The organism is Streptomyces sp. NPDC089424 (assembly GCF_044749345.1).
GTDB lineage: Bacteria > Actinomycetota > Actinomycetes > Streptomycetales > Streptomycetaceae > Streptomyces.
Window position 1 is genome coordinate 1,440,842 of sequence record NZ_JBIVHU010000001.1, and the last position, 17,473, is coordinate 1,458,314.

Below are 17,473 nucleotides of genomic sequence, written 5' to 3' on the forward strand. Positions count from 1 at the left end.
GGAGACACACATGCCTGCCCAGCCGGCCCTCCTCGCCCACGACCTCGTCCGCGTCCACGGGGACCGCAAGGTCCTCGACGGCGTCTCCCTCACCGCGTCCCCCGGCCACCGCATCGGCCTGATCGGGGAGAACGGTGCCGGGAAGTCCACCCTTCTCGATGTGCTCGCCGGAGCCGACAAGCCTGATTCCGGCAGCGTGGTCCGCCCCGCCGACCTCGGTCATCTCCGCCAGGAGATGCCCTTCGACGGGGCGACGACGATCGCCGACGTCCTCGACGACGCGCTGCGTGAGGCCCGCGACGACCTCAAGCGCCTCGACGAGGCCGGACGGCTGCTCGCCCGTACGCCGCAGGACTCGACCGACCACGCGGACCTGCTCGGGGAGTACGCCCGGGCACTGGAGCGGGCACAGGAACGAGAGGCCTGGGACGCCGACCGACGTGCCGCGGTCGTGCTCACCGGGCTCGGCCTCGGCGCGATGGCGCACCGGCGCACGCTCGGCTCGCTGTCCGGAGGCGAGCGCGGCAGGCTGGCGCTGGCGGCGCTGCTGGTGCGGCGGCCGTCGGCCCTCCTGCTGGACGAGCCGACCAATCATCTGGACGACGCGGCCGCGGCGTTCCTGGAGGAACAGGTGCGCGGCCTGCCCGGCGCGGTTGTCGTGGCCAGCCACGACCGGGCCTTCCTCGACGCGGTCTGCACCGACCTGATCGACCTCGACCCGGCCGTCGACGGACCCGTCCGGCACGGCGGCAACTACAGCGCCTATCTGAGCGAGAAGCGGTCGCAGCGCGCACGCTGGGAGCGCCGGTACGCCGAGGAACAGGAGGAACTGGTCGCGTTGCGCGAGGTGGCGAACGTGACCGCGCACCGGCTCGCCCCGGACCGCGGACCGCGCGACAACGAGAAGATGGGGTACGGGCACCGCGCGGGCCGGGTGCAGAGCCAGATCTCGCGCCGGGTGCGCAACGCCACCCGCAGGCTGGACGACCTGGAGCGGACCCAGGTCGCCAGGCCCGTGCCACCGCTGAGGTTCCACACCGCCCTCGCGGCGGGCTCCGCGACGGGCGACCTGGTGTCACTGCGTGACGTGGGGGTGCCGGGCCGGCTGCGGGTGCGCAAGCTGGTCGTGCCGGCCGGTGAACGCCTGCTCGTCACGGGAGGCAACGGGACGGGGAAGTCCACCTTGCTCGCCGTACTGGCCGGACGCCTGCCCGTGGCGGACGGCGGGATGGAGCGGCGTCCGGGCCTGACGGTCGGTCTGCTGGCTCAGGACACCCACTTCGGCCGGCCCGAGCGCACGGTCCGTGACACGTACGACGCGGCCCTCGGCGCCGAGCGTGCGGAGGCCGTACCGCTCGACTCGCTGGGCCTGCTGGCGGAGGCGGAGCTGGACAGGCCGGTCGGGCACCTGTCCGTGGGGCAACGCCGTCGGCTCGCCCTGGCCCTGCTGGTCGCGCGCCCGCCCGAACTGCTGCTGCTGGACGAACCCACGAACCACCTGTCACCGCGGCTGTGCGACGAACTCGAGGACGCCCTGCACTCGGGCCCGGGCACCGTCGTGCTGGCCAGTCATGACCGCTGGCTGCGAAGCCGTTGGGAGGGGCGGGAGTTCCGGCTGCCCGACGACGGCCTGCGCTGAGCCTGCGCCGACCGCCGCTGAGGTCAGCGAGTACCCGCCGACGACGGGGGGGCGGACGCCCAGCAGGAGCAGGAGCAGGAGCAGGAGCAGGAGCAGGAGCCAGGCGCCAGGGGCTGAGGGGCTGAGGGGTGAGCCGGTGTCTCACCCCCCGCCCGGCTCTGCCGTGCTCTGCCGTGTCACCAGGTGCGTGGCCAGCTCGATGCGCTGGGCGCCCGTGCCCGGGTCGTCCGGCCGGAACAGCATGCGTGCCGCCTCCTGCGCCATGTGCCGAAGCGGCTGGTGCACCGTGGTGAGCGGTGGGCTCGACCACTGGGCGAGCTGCACGTCGTCGTAGCCGACCACCGAGAGGTCCCGCGGGACGCGCAGGCCCTTGAGGCGGGCTGCTTCCAGTACGCCCAGTGCCTGCAGGTCGCTGCCCGCGAACACGGCCGTCGGCCGGTCCGGTCCGTCCAGCAGGTCCATGGCGTGCTCGAAACCGCCCCGTACCTGGAAGTCGCCGAAGCGGATCAGCCGGGGATCCGTCTCCAGGCCCGCCATCGCCAGCGCGGAACGGTAGCCGTCGAGGCGGGCCAGCGAGCACAGCATGTCCTCGGGGCCGGTGATGATCGCGATCCGTTCGTGCCTCAACTGGGTGAGGTGGCGGGTCGCGGCGAGACCGCCGGCCCAGTTCGCCGAACCGACCGACGGCACATCGGGGTCGGGGTCGCCCGCCGGGTCGATGACGACGAAGGGGATCGCCGCCGACCTGAGCCGGCTCCTGACGTCCGCCGGGAGCGTGGAGAAGACGAGTACGACACCCAGCGGTCTGCGCCGGAGCACGCCCTCCAGCCAGTCCGGCGCCGGCCTGTGCCGGGTTCCGCTGCGGGTGAGCACCACCGTGGCCTGATTCTCCCGGGCGACGCTCTCCACACCCCTGATCAGCTCGATCGCCCAGGTGCTGTCCAACTCGTGGAAGACCAGCTCGATCAGCGGGGGGCCGGCGGTGGTCCTCGGCCGGCGGCGGTATCCGTTGGCCTCCAGCAGGCGCTCCACCCTGGCCCGGGTGGAGCGGGAGACGTCGGGACGGCCATTGAGGACCTTCGAAACTGTCGGCATCGAGACGCCCGCTTCTTTCGCCACGTCAGCCAGGGTCACTCTGCCCGGAGCCGCCTCTTCATCGTGCATAGCAGCAGGGTAAGTCACCGCGCCTCGGTAACGGTTTGAGTGACCAGCTCCACGACCGTTGACCGAAACCTGGGTCTGACCTACTGTCCCACGGCATGGACTTTCGGTAATGGCGCCGAAACTTTCGAAAGGCGAACGATGAAGACACGTGCGCGCTTGCCCAGACTGGTCGCCTGCGGCGCGACGCTCGGCCTGGCGCTGACCCTGTCGGCCTGCGGTGGCGGCGCCGGCGAGGCGTCGTCGGACGGCAAGATCCATGTCCTGGTGTACGGGGACGCGAGCAACAAGGTCGAGAATCAGATCGTCGAGACGTTCAACAAGACGTCCGACGTCAAGGTCGTCCTCGACACCATCCCGGGCGCGGACTACCAGCAGAAGCTCCAGACGATCATCAACACGCCCCAGGCCCCGGACGTGTTCTTCAACTGGGGCGGAGGCAGCATCCAGCCGTTCGTCAAGGCCGACCTGCTGATGCCGCTGGACGGCTTCATCAAGGAGAACCCGGACCTGGACAACAGGTTCCTGCCCTCGGTCTTCAACAGCGCGGTCGTCGACGGCAAGCCGTACGGCGTGCCGATGCGCGGCACCCAGCCGATCCTGCTGTTCCACAACAAGAAGGTCCTCGACGAGGCGGGCGTCACGCCGCCCAAGACCTGGGACGAGCTGATCGACGCGGTCGGCAAGCTCAAGGACGCGGGTGTCACCCCGATCGCCCTCGGCGGCGGTGACCGCTGGCCGACACTCATGTGGTTCGAGTACCTCTACGACCGCATCGCCGGGCCCGGCCTGTTCCAGAAGGCGCTGGAGGGCGACAAGGCGGCCTGGGAGAGCCCCGAGAGCAAGAAGGCGCTGAGCACGCTCAAGGAACTCGTCGACACGGGCGCGTTCGGCAAGAATTACGACTCGGTGAAGTACACCAACGGTGCCTCCCCGGCACTGCTCGCCTCCGGCAAGGCCGGGTTCGAGCTGATGGGCTCCTGGTACTACGCCCAGCAGCAGACGGACGCCAAGACGTTCGCCGAGAAGGACCTCGGCTACACCACCTTCCCGACCGTCCCCGGCGGCAAGGGCGACACGGCGAACATCGTCGGCAACACCAACAACTTCTACTCGGTGCTGAAGAAGACCGAACACCCCGAGGCCGTCGCCGAGTTCCTCAAGCTCATGTACTCGGACGAGTTCGTCAAGGCGCAGCTGGCCATCGGCAACCTGCCGACCACGACGAACACCCCGCAGTTCCTCGACTCGTCGGCCAACCCCGACTACTCGCGCTTCCAGTACGACCTCGTCGAGAAGGCACCCGCGTTCCAGCTGTCCTGGGACCAGGCGTACCCCCCGTCGGCCGGCACGCCCATGCTCCAGGCCGTGCAGCAGTTCTTCAACGGCCAGCTCGACGCGGACGGCTTCATCAAGGCCATGCAGGCCCTCCCCACCGAATGAACGGCTCATGACCACACAGATCACGAGCGCTCCGCCCGCCGCCGGGTCCCGCAAGGAGGCCCGGCGGCGGCCGGCCGGCTCGTCCGCAGCGCACGTGGGACGGCCCGGCTTCGGCTGGGCGCTTCCCGCCACCGTCTTCTTCGCCCTCTTCGCGATCGTCCCGCTGGTCATGGTCGCCGTGCTGTCCTTCACGAGCTGGAACGGCCTCGGCGCGCCCGAGTTCGTCGGCCTGGACAACTGGTCCCGACTGCTGGACGACCCCGTGATGCTCAAGAGCGTCTGGCTGACCCTGCTCCTGACCGCGCTCGGCGTGGTCATCCAGACACCGCTGAGCATCGTGCTCGGCGTCTGGGCCGCCGGACACCAGCGCAACCGCGCGGTGCTGTCCGTCATCTACTTCGTGCCGCTGCTGCTGTCGGCGACGGCCGTCTCCGTGGTCTGGCGGGCCCTGCTCGACCCCAACTTCGGCATCCCGGCCGACGCGACCTGGCTGTTCGGCGACGGCAACCTGTTCGGTGAACAGGTCACCGCCATCGGCGTCCTCGCGTTCGTCAGCACCTGGCAGTTCACCCCGTTCCACACGCTGATCTACCAGGGTGCCGCCCGCGCCGTTCCCCAAGTGCTCTACCAGGCCGCGGAGATCGACGGAGCGGGCCGCTACCGGCAGTTCTTCCACATCACGCTGCCGCAACTGCGCAACGCCATGATCACGTCGATGATCCTGATGATCGTCGGTGGCCTGACCACGTTCGAGACCGTCCTCATCCTCACCCAGGGCGGCCCGGGCACCGACACCACCATCAGCGCCTACTACATGTACCAAAAGGCCTTCAAGGGCTTCGACTTCGGTGCCGGATCCGCGATCGCCCTCGTGCTGGTCGTCGCCGCCACCGTCATCTCCCTCGTCGTCGTCCGCGTCTCCGGCTACGACAAGATGCGCAGCACCATGGAGGGTGTGTCATGAGGCGCCGCCCCAACTACCTGGCGGGTGCCGGCTCCCTGGTCTGGCTGTTCCTGGTCGGCCTGCCGCTGTACGTGATGTTCGCCGCGACCGTGCGCACCCGCGGCGACTACGCCGAGAACGGCCCGGTGTCCGTCCCGGAGAGCTTCACCCTGGACAACTACCTCGGCGCCTTCGACTCCGGCTTCGGCCAGTACTTCCTCAACACGCTCGTCGTCACCGCCGCGGTGGTCGGACTGGTCCTGGCCCTGGTGCCCCCGCTCGCCTACGCGATCGTACGCAGTCGCAGCAAGGTCACCTCGCAGGTCTTCCGCCTGTTCCTGCTCGGACTCGCCATCCCCGCCCAGGCCGTGATCGTGCCGATGTTCTACCTGATCAGCGAGGCCGGGCTCTACGACAACCTGCTCGGCGTCATCCTGCCGACGGCGGCGTTCTGCCTGCCGATGTCCGCACTGATCCTCAGCGGCGCCATGCGCGACATCTCACCGGAACTGTTCGAGGCGATGGCCGTGGACGGAGCGAGTCCGCGGCGCATGTTCTTCCAGCTCGTCGTCCCCCTGTCGCGGGGCGGACTGTCCACGATCACCGTGTTCTCCGCACTGCAGGCCTGGAACGGCTTCCTGTTCCCGCTCGTGCTGACCCAGTCCGACTCCGCGAAGGTCGTGACGCTGGGTCTGTACAACTTCCAGACCGAACACGGCATCGACATCCCGGGCCTGCTGGGCGCCGTGGTGCTGTCCATGATGCCCGTCTTGCTCGTCTACCTGTTCGCCCGTCGCGCCCTGGTCCAGGGGCTGATGGGCGTCGGAGGAAAGTGACTGCCAACGTGGCCGTAGAGACCACCCCCGAGATCCCCCTCTGGAACGACACCACCCGCCCCCTCACCGACCGGGTCGCCGCGCTGATCGACGCGATGACCCTCCAGGAGAAGATCGCCCAGCTGTTCGGCGTGTGGGTCGGTGCGTCCGACCAGGGCGGTGAAGTGGCCCCCCACCAGCACGACATGGAGGAGGCTGTCGACCTGGAGGCGCTGCTGCCGAACGGTCTGGGACAGCTCACCCGGCCCTTCGGCACCGTACCCGTCGACCCCGCGCTCGGGGCGCTGTCCCTGCAGCGCACCCAGGCGCGCATCGCCTCGGCGAACCGTTTCGGCATCCCCGCTCTCGCCCACGAGGAGTGCCTGGCGGGCTTCGCCGCCTGGGGCGCCACCGCGTACCCCGTCCCGTTGTCGTGGGGTGCCACGTTCGACCCCGACGTGGTGCGCCGCATGGCCGCCGCCATCGGCCGCGACATGCGCTCCGTCGGCATCCACCAGGGCCTCGCCCCGGTGCTGGACGTGGTGCGCGACGCCCGCTGGGGCCGGGTGGAGGAGACCATCGGCGAGGACCCCTACCTCGTCGGCACCATCGGCACGGCCTACGTCCAGGGCCTCCAGTCCGCCGGGATCGTCGCCACCCTCAAGCACTTCGTCGGCTACTCCGCCTCCCGCGCCGGACGCAACCTCGCCCCCGCGCCCCTGGGCGCCCGCGAGCGGGCGGACATCCTGCTTCCGCCGTTCGAGATGGCCGTCCGCGAGGGCGGCGCCCGGTCCGTCATGCACGCCTACAACGACACCGACGGCCTGCCCGCCGCCGCCGACGAGGACCTGCTGACCGGACTGCTCCGCGACACCTGGGGCTTCGACGGCACCGTCGTCGCGGACTACTTCGGCATCGCCTTCCTCAAGACTTTGCACGGCATCGCGGCCGACTGGGCCGACGCCGCGGGCACCGCGCTCGCGGCGGGCGTCGACGTCGAACTGCCCACCGTCAAGACCTTCGGAGCCCCCCTCGTCGAGGCCGTCACCGAGGGCCGCGTCGCGGAGTCCGTCATCGACCGCGCCCTGACCCGCGTCCTGCGGCAGAAGGCCGCCCTCGGCCTGCTCGACCCCGACTGGACCGCCGTGCCGGCCGTCCTCGAAGGCGCCGACCTCGACGCGCCGGACGCCCTGCGCGGCAAGGTCGACCTGGACCCGCCGGAGAACCGCGCCCTGGCCCGCGAGGTCGCCGAGAAGGCGGTCGTCCTGCTCACCAACGACGGCACCCTGCCGCTCTCCCGGCCGCGCCGGATCGCCCTCATCGGCCCCAACGCGACCGTTCCCACTGCCGTACTGGGGTGCTACTCCTTCCCGATGCACGTCGGAGTGCAGCACCCGGACGTCCCCGTCGGCATCGACCTGCCCTCCCTGCACGACGCCCTGGCCGCCGAGTTCCCCGACGCGGACATCACGGTCGCCCGCGGCACCGGCGTCGACGACGCGGACACCTCCGGCATCGCGGAGGCGGTCGACGTGGCACGCGCTGCGGACGTCGTCGTGGTCGCCCTCGGGGACCGCGCGGGCCTGTTCGGCCGCGGCACCAGCGGCGAGGGCTGCGACGCGGAATCGCTCTCCCTGCCCGGCGCCCAGCAGGACCTCCTGGACGCCCTGCTCGACTCCGGCACACCCGTGGTCACGGTCCTCCTCGCCGGCCGGCCCTACGCCCTCGGCCGCGCCGTCGACGCCTCGGCGGCGCTCGTGCAGTCCTTCTTCCCCGGCGCCGAAGGCACCCGGGCCATCGCGGGCGTGCTCAGCGGCCGTACCGACCCCTCCGGCCGGCTCCCCGTCAGCGTCCCGCGCGGTCCCGGATCCCAGCCCACCACGTACCTGGGCGCCCGTCTCGCGCAGGCCAGCGACGTGTCCAACATCGACCCGACCCCGGCGTTCGGCTTCGGCCACGGCCTGACGTACACCAGCTTCGCCTGGAGCGACCTGACCGTGGAGGAGCAAGAAGCGCCGACCTCGGGGCAGTTCACCCTCGGCCTCACCGTGCGCAACACCGGGGACCGTCCGGGCACGGAGGTCGTCCAGCTCTATCTGCACGACCCGGTCGCCTCCGTCGTACAGCCGGTGCAGCGTCTCATCGGCTACACCCGCCTCCCCCTGGGACCTGGCGAGGCCCGCCGCGTCCGCGTCACGGTCCCGGCAGACGTGGCGTCCTTCACCGGACGCGACGGCCAACGCATCCTCGAACCGGGGGACTTGGAACTCCGCCTGGCCTCGTCGAGCGCCACCGTCCACATGACGGCGACGGTCTCCCTGACCGGTCCGGAACGCCGGCTCGACCACACCCGACGCTTCCACGCGACCTTCGACCACGCACCGGCACAGGAGGCCTGACGGGGTCCGGTCCTGGTCCTCTCCGACCGGGAGGAGCGCGGACGTCGGCGGACGTCCGCGCTCCTCCCTCCGACGGACCGGGTCAGCCCCAGTGGGACCTGACCGCGGGGCGACCCTCGTAGCGAAACCAACTCGACCTCGCTGCCCCGGGGAAGAGATCCTCGGGTATGGAATTCCTCTGCTACCACCGCGACCGGCCCGGCTCGTTGCACCTGCGCGAGGAACTGCTCGCCGCGCACTGGTCCTACATGGACCGATACGCGAAGGAGATGATCGCCCGGGGGCCGACTCTCGCCGACGACGGCGAGACACCCACCGGCAGTGTGCACATCCTCGACCTGCCCGGTCCCGACGCGGCCCGCGCGTTCGCCTTCGACGAGCCGAACCATCAGGCCGGCGTCTACCGCGACGTGCTGCTGCGCCGTTGGCACAACACGCTGGGACGCACCATGTGGGACTTCCCCGGTGGCCGGTCCGGCGGCAAGCGCTACCTGGTGCTCGGTCTCGGCGCCGGGCAGGCCGCCGACATCGCGTTGCCGCCCGGCGAGAACGAGCTGGTCGCCTACGGCCCGCTGCTGTCCGACGACGGCGACACCTGGCTCGGCACGGCGGCACTGGTCCGGGCACCGGACCCGGAGACGGCACGCGCCCTGCTGACCCCGGACCGGTATGCCGACATCGAGGTGCACAACTGGCAGTTCGGCGGCAGGCCCTAGTGCCGTGTCGCGAGGATTCCCTCGACGCCTTGCAGGAAGGTCTCGGAGATCAGGTGCGGGTCGAAGAGGCAGCCGGCCGCCATGGCGCCGTCACGGAGCATCACGAGGTGTCGGCCGGCCGCGTCGGCGGGCGTGCGGCCGGTCCGTGCCAGCAGCTCCGTGACGGTGTCGAGGAACCATTGCCGGTGGGCCAGCACTGCTTGGTGGACGGGGTGGGCCGGGTCGGGGTATTCGGCCACTGCGTTGAGGAAGGCGCATCCGCGGAATCCCTGGGACCCGATGCCTTCGGCGATGGAGCGGCAGACGGCTCGGACCACCTCGGCCGGTGACTCGATGTCCGCCTGCGCCGCCGTGATCTGTGCCCGGATCCCTCGGTCGGCCGCGTCGAGATAGGCGAGGACGAGGTCCTCCTTGCCCGAGAAATGCCGGTAGAGCGTGGCCCGCGGCACCTGCGCCTCCGCGGTGATCCGGTCGATGCCGACGGAGTGGATCCCCTGGGTGTAGAAGATCCTCGTTGCGGTGCTGAGCAGCCTGGCCCGTGGTTCGGATGTGCTGCCGCTTCGTGTGCCCGGACTCATGGGGGAGAGGCTACCAAAAGCCGAGGGAGAACGTTCGGTCTTGACATCCGTCACCGAGGAGCCCTTAGATACTCGTGAGACCGAACGTTCTCCCTCGCCAGCCGGTCAGTCCGATGATCTGTCTGCCGGGCAGCCCCTTCCGCACCCACGCACCGTCACCGAAAGGCACACCCGTGGACACCCTCCTCGAAGCGACCCCCACCAGCGTTCCCGCGGCCCTGCGCAAGCTCTACTTCACGCGCTTCGCGTTCGCCGCCGTATGGGCCGCGCTGCTGTTCACGACCGCCGACACACTGTCCCCGCTCAGCGCCACGCTCCTGGTGATCTACCCCCTCTTCGACGTGGCCTGCGCCGTCGTCGACGTCCGGTCCGCACAGGCGAACGACGGACCCGTGCGCCATCTGTACCTGAACATCGCGCTCAGCGCCCTGGCCGGCGTCGGCCTCGCGGTGGCCGCCACGTCCGGGATCCCCGCGGTGCTGCGCGTCTGGGGCATCTGGGCCGTCACCGCGGGCCTCGTCCAGCTCGCCGTGGGCGTCGCCCGACGCCGACTGGGCGGACAGTGGGCGATGATCGCCAGCGGCGCCATCTCCACCGTCGCCGGTGCGTCCTTCTTCTTCCAGGCGGGCACGGCCGAGCCCTCCCTGAGCAACCTCGCCGGCTACGCCTTCCTCGGAGGCGTCTTCTTCCTCATCTCCGCTCTCCGTCTGGGACGCGCCGCCAGGGGCGCGTGACCCCGGCCGCCGAGCGTCGCGGGCCCGGCCGGTGTTTCTCCACCGGCCGGGCCGTGGAAGACGTCGCCCCGCCGGTGATCGACCATCGCGCCCGCATGTACAGCGTTCAACTCGGCTACGCGATGGTGCGGGCCTCCGCCCTGGCCTCCCGGAGCGAGCGGATCGTCGAGGACACGGCCCGCACGTGGGGCTTCGACCAGTGCGTCACCGCCTTCCAAAGACATCGTGCCGCTCCTCCCGCCCGAGCCGGCGTACACCCACGTCGACACCCTGCGCCACATCGACGCGAGCGGACGGATCCGTACCTCCATGCCCCTGCTCGGTGCCCTGGCCGACCGCGCCAAGGGCGTGACCGCCGACGCCCTGGCACCCGGCAGCGACGGGGTCCGGGACCACTTCATCCATCACTACATGAAGACGCCGGGGCCGGAACTCCTGGGACCGGCCCGACGGGTCAAGGCCGCTTCTCGACGTCCTTCACCGAGCTCGGCCCCAGCTGCTTGGCACTGGCGTACTCCGGCATGGTCATGGGCTTGTCGAACAGGAAGAACGACTGGTTCGTGCCGACCGTGAACTCCATGTACGCGCCGGTAGTGGCGTCGAAGCCGTAGTAGGCGTTGCAGGTGGACCCCGACGTGTAGGTGCCGTCCATGCCGGGCTGGGCCAGGACCGCGACGCCGTTGGAGGTGGACTCCACCCGCTCCGTCGGAGTCAGCATCTTGCAGCGCGGCACCGGCAGGCCCTTCATGATGAAGTAGCCGTACTCGCCGGCGCCGTTCTGGATGTAGACGTACGAGAGCTTGCCCCGTTTCCCCCACGTCTTGACCCACTGGTTGATCGCCTCGCGCGTCGGCGAGTACTCCATGCGGCCAGCCGGCTGCTGGGCCACGAGGCGGTCGTAGTTCTCCTGCTTGGCCTTGTTCTCCTTGTCCTGGCTGGAGTCGGTGCAGGACGTCAGGGCGAGGCCCACGACGAGCGCGACGACGGTGGCCAGGGCCATGCGTGCGAACTTCTTCATACGGTGCTGCCCTCTTCCCTGGAGGAGACGGGGATCAGTCGGTGCACGTCGTGCGCTCGGCCGTGGCGTCCAGCCGGTACGGCAGGTCCTTGTCACGGAAGGGCGCGCGGTGCTCCTGGGCGGCCTTGGAGTTGTAGGCGTTGACCGACTCGATCCGTGTCGCCTTCAGGGCGGTGATCGACTGGTCGATCTGCGTCGTGCGCGCCGGCGCGGCGGTCTTCCGTTCCTCCTGGAGCGCCTGGATCGTCCCCTCGGCGTTCTGGGCGGCCTCGCACAGGTCGAAGAACTCCTCGTACGTGGTCTGACGGAACTCACCCGAGCCGATGGTGTTCTCCCGCTTGTCCGCCTCACCGCGGAACGGGGCAGTGATCCACCCCGCGCCACCGAAGGCGAAGGCCCCGATCACATACAGGACCGCCAGTCCGATGACCCCGACGACGGCCCAAGTGCCTATACGTGCCCCCTCGCGTACCTGCCCCATGGCATCCCCCTTCTCAGGTGGGTCCGCGGCGTGGAACCACCTTCCGCGAAGAAGGACACGGTGCCCGGTGAAACGGTTCCGCCGTCAGGAGCGGGGGGCAGTGGGCGCCCTGCCCGGTCGGAGCGGCACGGGGGCGGCGTCGGGCGCGGCCGCGGGGCGGCGCGGGCATCTCGGCGTCCGCTTTACCCGGATATGATGCTTTTTGTGATCACGCAGAGACGGCCGCAGCGCCGTCGTCCTCCACGCAGCGGCCGCTGGGAAGCTCCCCTGCTGTCACCGGTGATCCTCACCTTCCTCATCGCGGGCCTGGCCTTCTCCACCCCCAGGGAGATCGCCATCAGCCGCCTACTGCCGGTCGCACCCGCACTCGCCGCGGCGATGTGGTCCACGCTCCCCACGATCCTGCTGGGCGCGTTCTGCCTGCTGGTCATGATCGGCCTCAGCTTCGTCTACACCGACCTGGGGACGCCCTACACGGCGGCCGCGATCGTGGCGGTGACCTTGGCGGCCGCGTACGCGAGCCGGGTCCGCCTCCAGCGGGAGGAGACGCTCCTGCGCGTCCGGCTCGTCGCCGACGCGGCCCAGAAGGTGCTGCTGCGCCCCCTGCCGCGCCGTATCGAGCACGTCGAGATCGAATCGCTGTATCTGGCGGCCCAGGAGGAGGCCCGGATCGGCGGCGACTTCTACGAGGCGGCCGGTACGCCGTACGGGGTACGTCTGCTGATCGGAGACGTCCGCGGCAAGGGCCTGTCCGCCGTGGGCGCGGCGTCGGCGGTGATCAGCTGCTTCCGGGAGGCCGCCTACGACGAACCCGACCTGAGGGGCATCATCCATCGCCTGGAGATCAGCAGCACCCGCCACAGTGCCGGGTTCCCCTCCCAGGAACTCCCCGAGCGCTTCGCCACCGCTCTCATCGCCGAGATCCCGCACGGCGGCGGCGAGGTCAAACTCCTCAACTGCGGGCACCCTCCACCGCTGCTCATGCACCACGGGCAGATCCGCGTTCTGGAACCCACCACCCCCTCGCCGCCCCTGCACTTCTCCGCGCTCATCGGAGAGCACTACTCCGTGGACACCGTCAGCTTCGCCCCGGGCGACCAGCTGCTCCTCTACACCGACGGCGTCACGGAGACCCGGGACCGCACGGGTGCGTTCTTCCCGCTGTCGGACTGGATGGGCCGACAGGGCTCGGCGCAGCCCCGCGAACTGCTCGACCGGCTGCACCGGGACCTGCTCCACCACAGCGGCGGCAGACTTGACGACGACATCGCCGCCCTCTCCGTACGATGCCCCGGCAACCGGGATCAGGAGCACTGCCCGTAGAGGGCGAGGACCGCATCAGCGAGGTTCGGACTCGGCCAGTCGACGGAGAAACGGGCCCACCTCCAGCACCTGCCGAACCTCCTGGGGGGACAGGACGCCGAGGCGTGACAGGAGGGCGTCCGCCTCGCTGCGGGCGATCCGGCACAGCGCGTCCGAGCCCGACGCCGTGATGGCCACCTGGATGGCGCGGCCGTCGGCGGGGTCGGGCTCGCGGGCGACGAGCCCCTCGGCCTCCAGCTGCGCCACCGTTGCGGTGACGGTCGGCTGGGTGCACGGGACGCGGTCGGCCAGGACGCCGATCCGTGAGGGGCCGTACCGGTTGAGCAGGACGAGGACGATGAAGGGGGTGGGCTGCAGGCGAGGTTCCGGACGGGCCCTGTGCAGTGTCCGCAGCAACCGGTGCAGGGACACGACGAGCTCCACGGCCGTCTCCTCGAGCACCACGCGGGGGTCGGGCTCACCGAGCTGGGGGTCGTCGACCTTGCCGGACCGGGTCATCGTCCACGCCCCCTTGGTGTCGTGTCCGCCGATCAGGGGAGTTCGACGGTGGGCCGGTACATGTCCATCCACAGGGCGAGGTCCAAGGTGCGTTCCAGACCATGCCGTGAGGCGAAGGTCGTCCCGGCGTGGTCGCTCCTGACAGCGTCCTGCAGCCATGCGCGGCTGACGAGGTCGAACACCGGATGGGACGGCTCGGCCAGCAGGTCCTTGGCATTCTCCTGGAGCGCTATGGCGTACTTCAGGTCTTGTGTGGAGGGATATGGGCTTTTGACGCGATCGTACACCGAGCGTGGCAGCAGGTCGGCTGTCGCCTCACGCAGCAGGCTCTTCTCCCTGCCGTCGAAGGACTTCAGTGCCCACGGGGCGTTGTAGACGTACTCCACCAGCCGGTGGTCGCAGTACGGCACCCGCACCTCCAGGCCGACGGCCATGCTGACCCGGTCCTTGCGGTCGAGGAGGATGCGCACGAAGCGGGTGAGATGGAGGTGACTGATGACCCGCATCCGGTTCTCGAAGTCGCTCTCGCCGTCGAGTCGCTCGACCAGGGAGACCGCCTTGCGATAGTTGTCGCGCAGATAGGCCTCCATGTTGAGGGCCTTGGCCACGGTGTCGACGAGGATGCCTTCGTAGTCGCCGAAGTGTCGGTCGTAACGGACCAGCCAGGGGAAGTTGTCGGCCGCGCGGGCCTTCTCGTCGAAGAACTGCTGGTAGCCGCCGAAGACCTCGTCCGCGGACTCCCCGCTCAAGGCGACCGTGGAATGCTCCCGGATGGCCCTGAAGAGCAGGTACAGGGACGAGTCCATGTCGCCGAGTCCGGCGGGGAGGTCGCGGGCGCGGATCACCTTCGCGCGGACCTCGGGGTCGGCCAGCTGCTGCGAGTCCAGCACGATGTCCTGGTGCTCGGTGCCGGCCAGCGCCGCCACGTCGTGGACGTACGGCGTGTCGGGAGTGGCGCGCAAGGGGTCCGGAACGAAGTTCTCGGTCTGGCCGACGAAGTCGACGGCGAAGCTGCGTACGCTCTCGCCCACGGCGCCCAGTTGCCGCGCCGCGAGCGCGGTCATCGCGGAGGAGTCCAGGCCCCCGGACAGCAGGGTGCAGCGGGGTACGTCGGAGACGAGCTGGCGGCGCACGGTGTCCTCGAGCAGGTCGCGCACCCGGGCGATGGAGGTCTCCTTGTCGTCGGTGTGCGGCTCGGTCCTCAGCCTCCAGTAGACGTCGGTGCGAATGCCGCTCGGTCCGACGGTGACCACGGTGCCCGGTTCGACCTCGCGCATCCCTTCCCAGACCGCGTGGCCGGGCGTCTTCACGAAGGCGAACACCTCGCGCAGACCGTCGAGCGAGACGCGGCGCTCGGCGAGCGGGTTGGCGAGGATCGCCTTGGGCTCGGAGCCGAACAACACACCGTCGTGGGTGGGGTAGTAGTACAGCGGCTTGATGCCCATACGATCGCGGATCATCACGAGCTTCTGCTCGCGGCTGTCCCAGATCGCGAAGGCGTACATGCCGTTCAGCCGGTCGGCGATGCCCGCGCCCCACTCCAGATAGCCGTGGAGCACCACTTCGGTGTCCGAGGTGGTGGTGAACCGATGGCCGCGCGTGGCCAGTTCGGCGCGCAGTTCGGTGAAGTTGTAGACCTCACCCGAATACACCATCGCCACCGCGCCGCGCTCGGGCGTCTCGGTGCTCATGGGCTGCTTGCCGCCCGGCAGGTCGATGATGGCGAGCCTGCGGTGGCCGAGCGCGACGGGTCCGTGCACCCAGGTGCCGCGCGCGTCGGGCCCACGGCATGCCATCGTCTCGGTCATCGCGTCGACCGTCGTGTGTTCGCGTCGCAGGTCCCGCTGGTACGAGATCCACCCGGTGATTCCGCACATGCGTACTCCTCCGGCTGTGTCCGGGCTCTTGTGTCGGGTTCGTTCGCGACGTCGCGGTCCGGTGGGCCCATTCCGCTCCCCGGCGTCACATGCCGTCACGTTGAGTGATTTGTATCGTGCACCTATGTTTCGAGTGTCCGTCGATGTGCGTGATGAGTCAAATGTCGGTGTTCGACTAGTCTTCTTGCGGGGGGCCGGTGTTGAGGCCCTCGGCGGCGGCTCGACTGCTGATCGCTCGACGCTTGGTCCGCTCTATACGGTGTGTTTGCCCATTAAAAAGAATCAATAGCTGCATACGGCATCTAATGGTGCGATTCTGGGTTCTATGTCCACCTCCAAGTTGTCAACTGTGCAGAGCGCGTACGGTGCTCGGCCGGCCGTGCGCGAGATCGTGGACCGGCCCTGGCACATGCTGATCGGCGGCCGGATGACCGACGCCGCCTCCGGAGACACCCTCGACGTCGTCAATCCCGCCGACGAGACGGTGGTGGCGCGCATACCCCTGGGCGGCGCCACCGACATCGACGCCGCCGTCGACGCGGCCCGCACGGCGGCACCGGCATGGGGGGCCACCTCCATCGTCGACCGGGCGCGGGTGCTGACCGAGCTGGCCGGAGCCATCGAGGCGCACGGCGAGGAACTGGCCTGGACCGACACGATCGACAACGGCACCCCGGTGCGGGTGATGCGAAACGACTTCCGTGTCGCCGTCGCCCAACTCCGCTACTTCGCCGGACTCGCGCTCCAACTGGGCGGCGAGACCATCCCCATGGCCGATCACGACGCCCTCGACTTCACCCTGCGCGACCCGTTCGGCGTCGTCGGGCGCATCATCCCGTGGAACCATCCCCTGATGTTCGCCGCCGCCCGCATCGCCGCACCGCTGCTCGCGGGCAACACCGTGGTGCTGAAACCCGCGGAGGCCACCTCCCTGTCCGCGCTGCGGCTCGGCGAACTGGCCGCAGAGATCGTCCCTCCCGGCGTGCTGAACATCGTGCCGGGTCTGGGGTCCGTGGCGGGTGAGCAGTTGGTGACCCACCCGGACGTACCGCGGATCGCGTTCACCGGCTCGTCCGTCACCGGACGCCGTGTACAGGCGCGTGCGGCGAGTGCCGCGGTCAAGACGGTCTCCCTGGAACTGGGTGGCAAGAACCCGCTGATCGTCTTCGCCGACGCCGATGTCCACGCGGCCGTCGACGGCGCGATGGCAGGCATGAACTTCACCTGGCAGGGCCAGAGCTGCGGCTCCACCTCGCGCCTGCTCGTCCACCGCTCGCTGTACCACCACGTGGTCAGCGAGGTGGGGCGGCGGATGGACGCGATGCGCCTCGGCGACCCGGCGGAGCCCGCGACGGACATCGGCCCGCTGGTCTCGGCCGACCACTACGCCAAGGTGACCTCCTACCTGCGAACGGGCCTGTCCGATCCAGCCCTTGACCTCGTCGCCGGCGGGACCACCCCGCACCGGCCCGGGTACTACGTACGACCCACGCTCTTCTCCGCGCCCTCCGGCCCCGCCGGGCCGCTGTTCCGGGAGGAGATCTTCGGCCCGGTGCTGGTGGCGGCGCCCTTCGACTCCTACGAGGAGGCCGTGGCGCAGGCCAACGCCCTGCCTTACGGACTGACCGCCAGCGTCTGGACCACCTCACTGCACACGGCGATGGCAGCCGCGCGCGACCTTCGCACCGGGTACGTATGGGTCAACGCCAGCTCCTCCCACCTCCCCGGCGCCCCCTTCGGCGGGGTGAAGAACTCCGGCGTCGGCCGGGAGGAAGGCATCGAGGAACTCAAGGGGTACACCCAGCCGAAGAACGTCTACGTACGCTTCTGAGGTCTTCTGAAGGCCGG

The 17,473-nt window shown here is 70.0% G+C and carries 15 protein-coding genes; 9 read left to right on the forward strand and 6 right to left on the reverse strand.

Going from position 1 to position 17,473, the window contains the following annotated elements; translation table 11 throughout:
* Nucleotides 1-10: 10 nt before the first annotated feature.
* On the forward strand, nt 11-1,639 hold the full coding sequence (locus ACIP2X_RS06290; protein WP_401668177.1) for an ABC-F family ATP-binding cassette domain-containing protein: 1,629 nt from the start codon (nt 11-13) through the stop codon (nt 1,637-1,639).
* Between the two features lie 141 nt (nt 1,640-1,780).
* Here the strand turns inward: ACIP2X_RS06290 and ACIP2X_RS06295 are convergent, their stop codons facing one another.
* Entirely contained in the window at nt 1,781-2,803 is a 1,023-nt protein-coding gene (locus ACIP2X_RS06295) for a LacI family DNA-binding transcriptional regulator (protein WP_401668179.1), read from the reverse strand.
* Between the two features lie 138 nt (nt 2,804-2,941).
* Here ACIP2X_RS06295 and ACIP2X_RS06300 point away from each other — a divergent pair, with 138 nt between their 5' ends.
* The 5 genes from ACIP2X_RS06300 (at nt 2,942) to ACIP2X_RS06320 (ending at nt 9,116) form a co-directional block, all read left to right on the forward strand.
* Nucleotides 2,942-4,243: an ABC transporter substrate-binding protein gene (locus ACIP2X_RS06300; RefSeq protein ID WP_401668181.1), complete on the forward strand. Its 1,302-nt coding sequence runs from the start codon at nt 2,942-2,944 to the stop codon at nt 4,241-4,243.
* Nucleotides 4,244-4,250: 7 nt separating this feature from the next.
* The gene (locus tag ACIP2X_RS06305) at nt 4,251-5,207 is read left to right on the forward strand and encodes a carbohydrate ABC transporter permease (protein WP_401668183.1); all 957 of its coding nucleotides are present in this window, start codon (nt 4,251-4,253) and stop codon (nt 5,205-5,207) included.
* The gene (locus ACIP2X_RS06310; RefSeq protein ID WP_401668185.1) at nt 5,204-6,022 is read left to right on the forward strand and encodes a carbohydrate ABC transporter permease; all 819 of its coding nucleotides are present in this window, start codon (nt 5,204-5,206) and stop codon (nt 6,020-6,022) included. Before ACIP2X_RS06305 ends, ACIP2X_RS06310 begins: the two co-directional genes overlap by 4 nt.
* On the forward strand, nt 6,019-8,400 hold the full coding sequence (locus ACIP2X_RS06315; protein ID WP_401668188.1) for a beta-glucosidase: 2,382 nt from the start codon (nt 6,019-6,021) through the stop codon (nt 8,398-8,400). Before ACIP2X_RS06310 ends, ACIP2X_RS06315 begins: the two co-directional genes overlap by 4 nt.
* 167 nt (nt 8,401-8,567) lie before the next feature.
* A complete protein-coding gene (locus tag ACIP2X_RS06320; protein ID WP_401668190.1) occupies nt 8,568-9,116 on the forward strand; it encodes a YciI family protein in 549 nt (182 codons plus the stop codon).
* On the opposite strand, the gene ACIP2X_RS06325 is transcribed toward ACIP2X_RS06320, so the two are convergent.
* Nucleotides 9,113-9,694 carry a TetR/AcrR family transcriptional regulator gene (locus tag ACIP2X_RS06325; RefSeq protein WP_401668193.1) on the reverse strand — a complete coding sequence of 194 codons (582 nt, stop codon included), beginning with the start codon at nt 9,692-9,694 and terminating at the stop codon, nt 9,113-9,115. The genes ACIP2X_RS06320 and ACIP2X_RS06325 overlap by 4 nt on opposite strands.
* Nucleotides 9,695-9,867: 173 nt before the next feature.
* Between ACIP2X_RS06325 and ACIP2X_RS06330 the strand changes: the two genes are divergently transcribed.
* Nucleotides 9,868-10,428, forward strand: coding sequence for a hypothetical protein (locus tag ACIP2X_RS06330; protein WP_401668195.1), 561 nt, complete (start codon nt 9,868-9,870; stop codon nt 10,426-10,428).
* 454 nt (nt 10,429-10,882) lie between these two features.
* Here the strand turns inward: ACIP2X_RS06330 and ACIP2X_RS06335 are convergent, their stop codons facing one another.
* On the reverse strand, nt 10,883-11,446 hold the full coding sequence (locus ACIP2X_RS06335) for a hypothetical protein (protein WP_401668197.1): 564 nt from the start codon (nt 11,444-11,446) through the stop codon (nt 10,883-10,885).
* A gap of 34 nt (nt 11,447-11,480) precedes the next feature.
* Entirely contained in the window at nt 11,481-11,927 is a 447-nt protein-coding gene (locus tag ACIP2X_RS06340) for a hypothetical protein (protein ID WP_401668199.1), read from the reverse strand.
* A gap of 195 nt (nt 11,928-12,122) precedes the next feature.
* Between ACIP2X_RS06340 and ACIP2X_RS06345 the strand changes: the two genes are divergently transcribed.
* On the forward strand, nt 12,123-13,250 hold the full coding sequence (locus ACIP2X_RS06345; protein WP_401668201.1) for a PP2C family protein-serine/threonine phosphatase: 1,128 nt from the start codon (nt 12,123-12,125) through the stop codon (nt 13,248-13,250).
* A 15-nt stretch (nt 13,251-13,265) separates the two neighbouring features.
* Here the strand turns inward: ACIP2X_RS06345 and ACIP2X_RS06350 are convergent, their stop codons facing one another.
* Complete coding sequence (locus ACIP2X_RS06350) at nt 13,266-13,748, reverse strand: MarR family winged helix-turn-helix transcriptional regulator (protein WP_401668203.1); 483 nt, start codon at nt 13,746-13,748, stop codon at nt 13,266-13,268.
* 32 nt (nt 13,749-13,780) lie between these two features.
* Nucleotides 13,781-15,625, reverse strand: coding sequence for an asparagine synthase (glutamine-hydrolyzing) (asnB, locus tag ACIP2X_RS06355; RefSeq protein ID WP_401668206.1), 1,845 nt, complete (start codon nt 15,623-15,625; stop codon nt 13,781-13,783).
* 325 nt (nt 15,626-15,950) lie between these two features.
* Between asnB and ACIP2X_RS06360 the strand changes: the two genes are divergently transcribed.
* Entirely contained in the window at nt 15,951-17,456 is a 1,506-nt protein-coding gene (locus ACIP2X_RS06360) for an aldehyde dehydrogenase family protein (protein WP_401668208.1), read from the forward strand.
* Nucleotides 17,457-17,473: the final 17 nt, after the last annotated feature.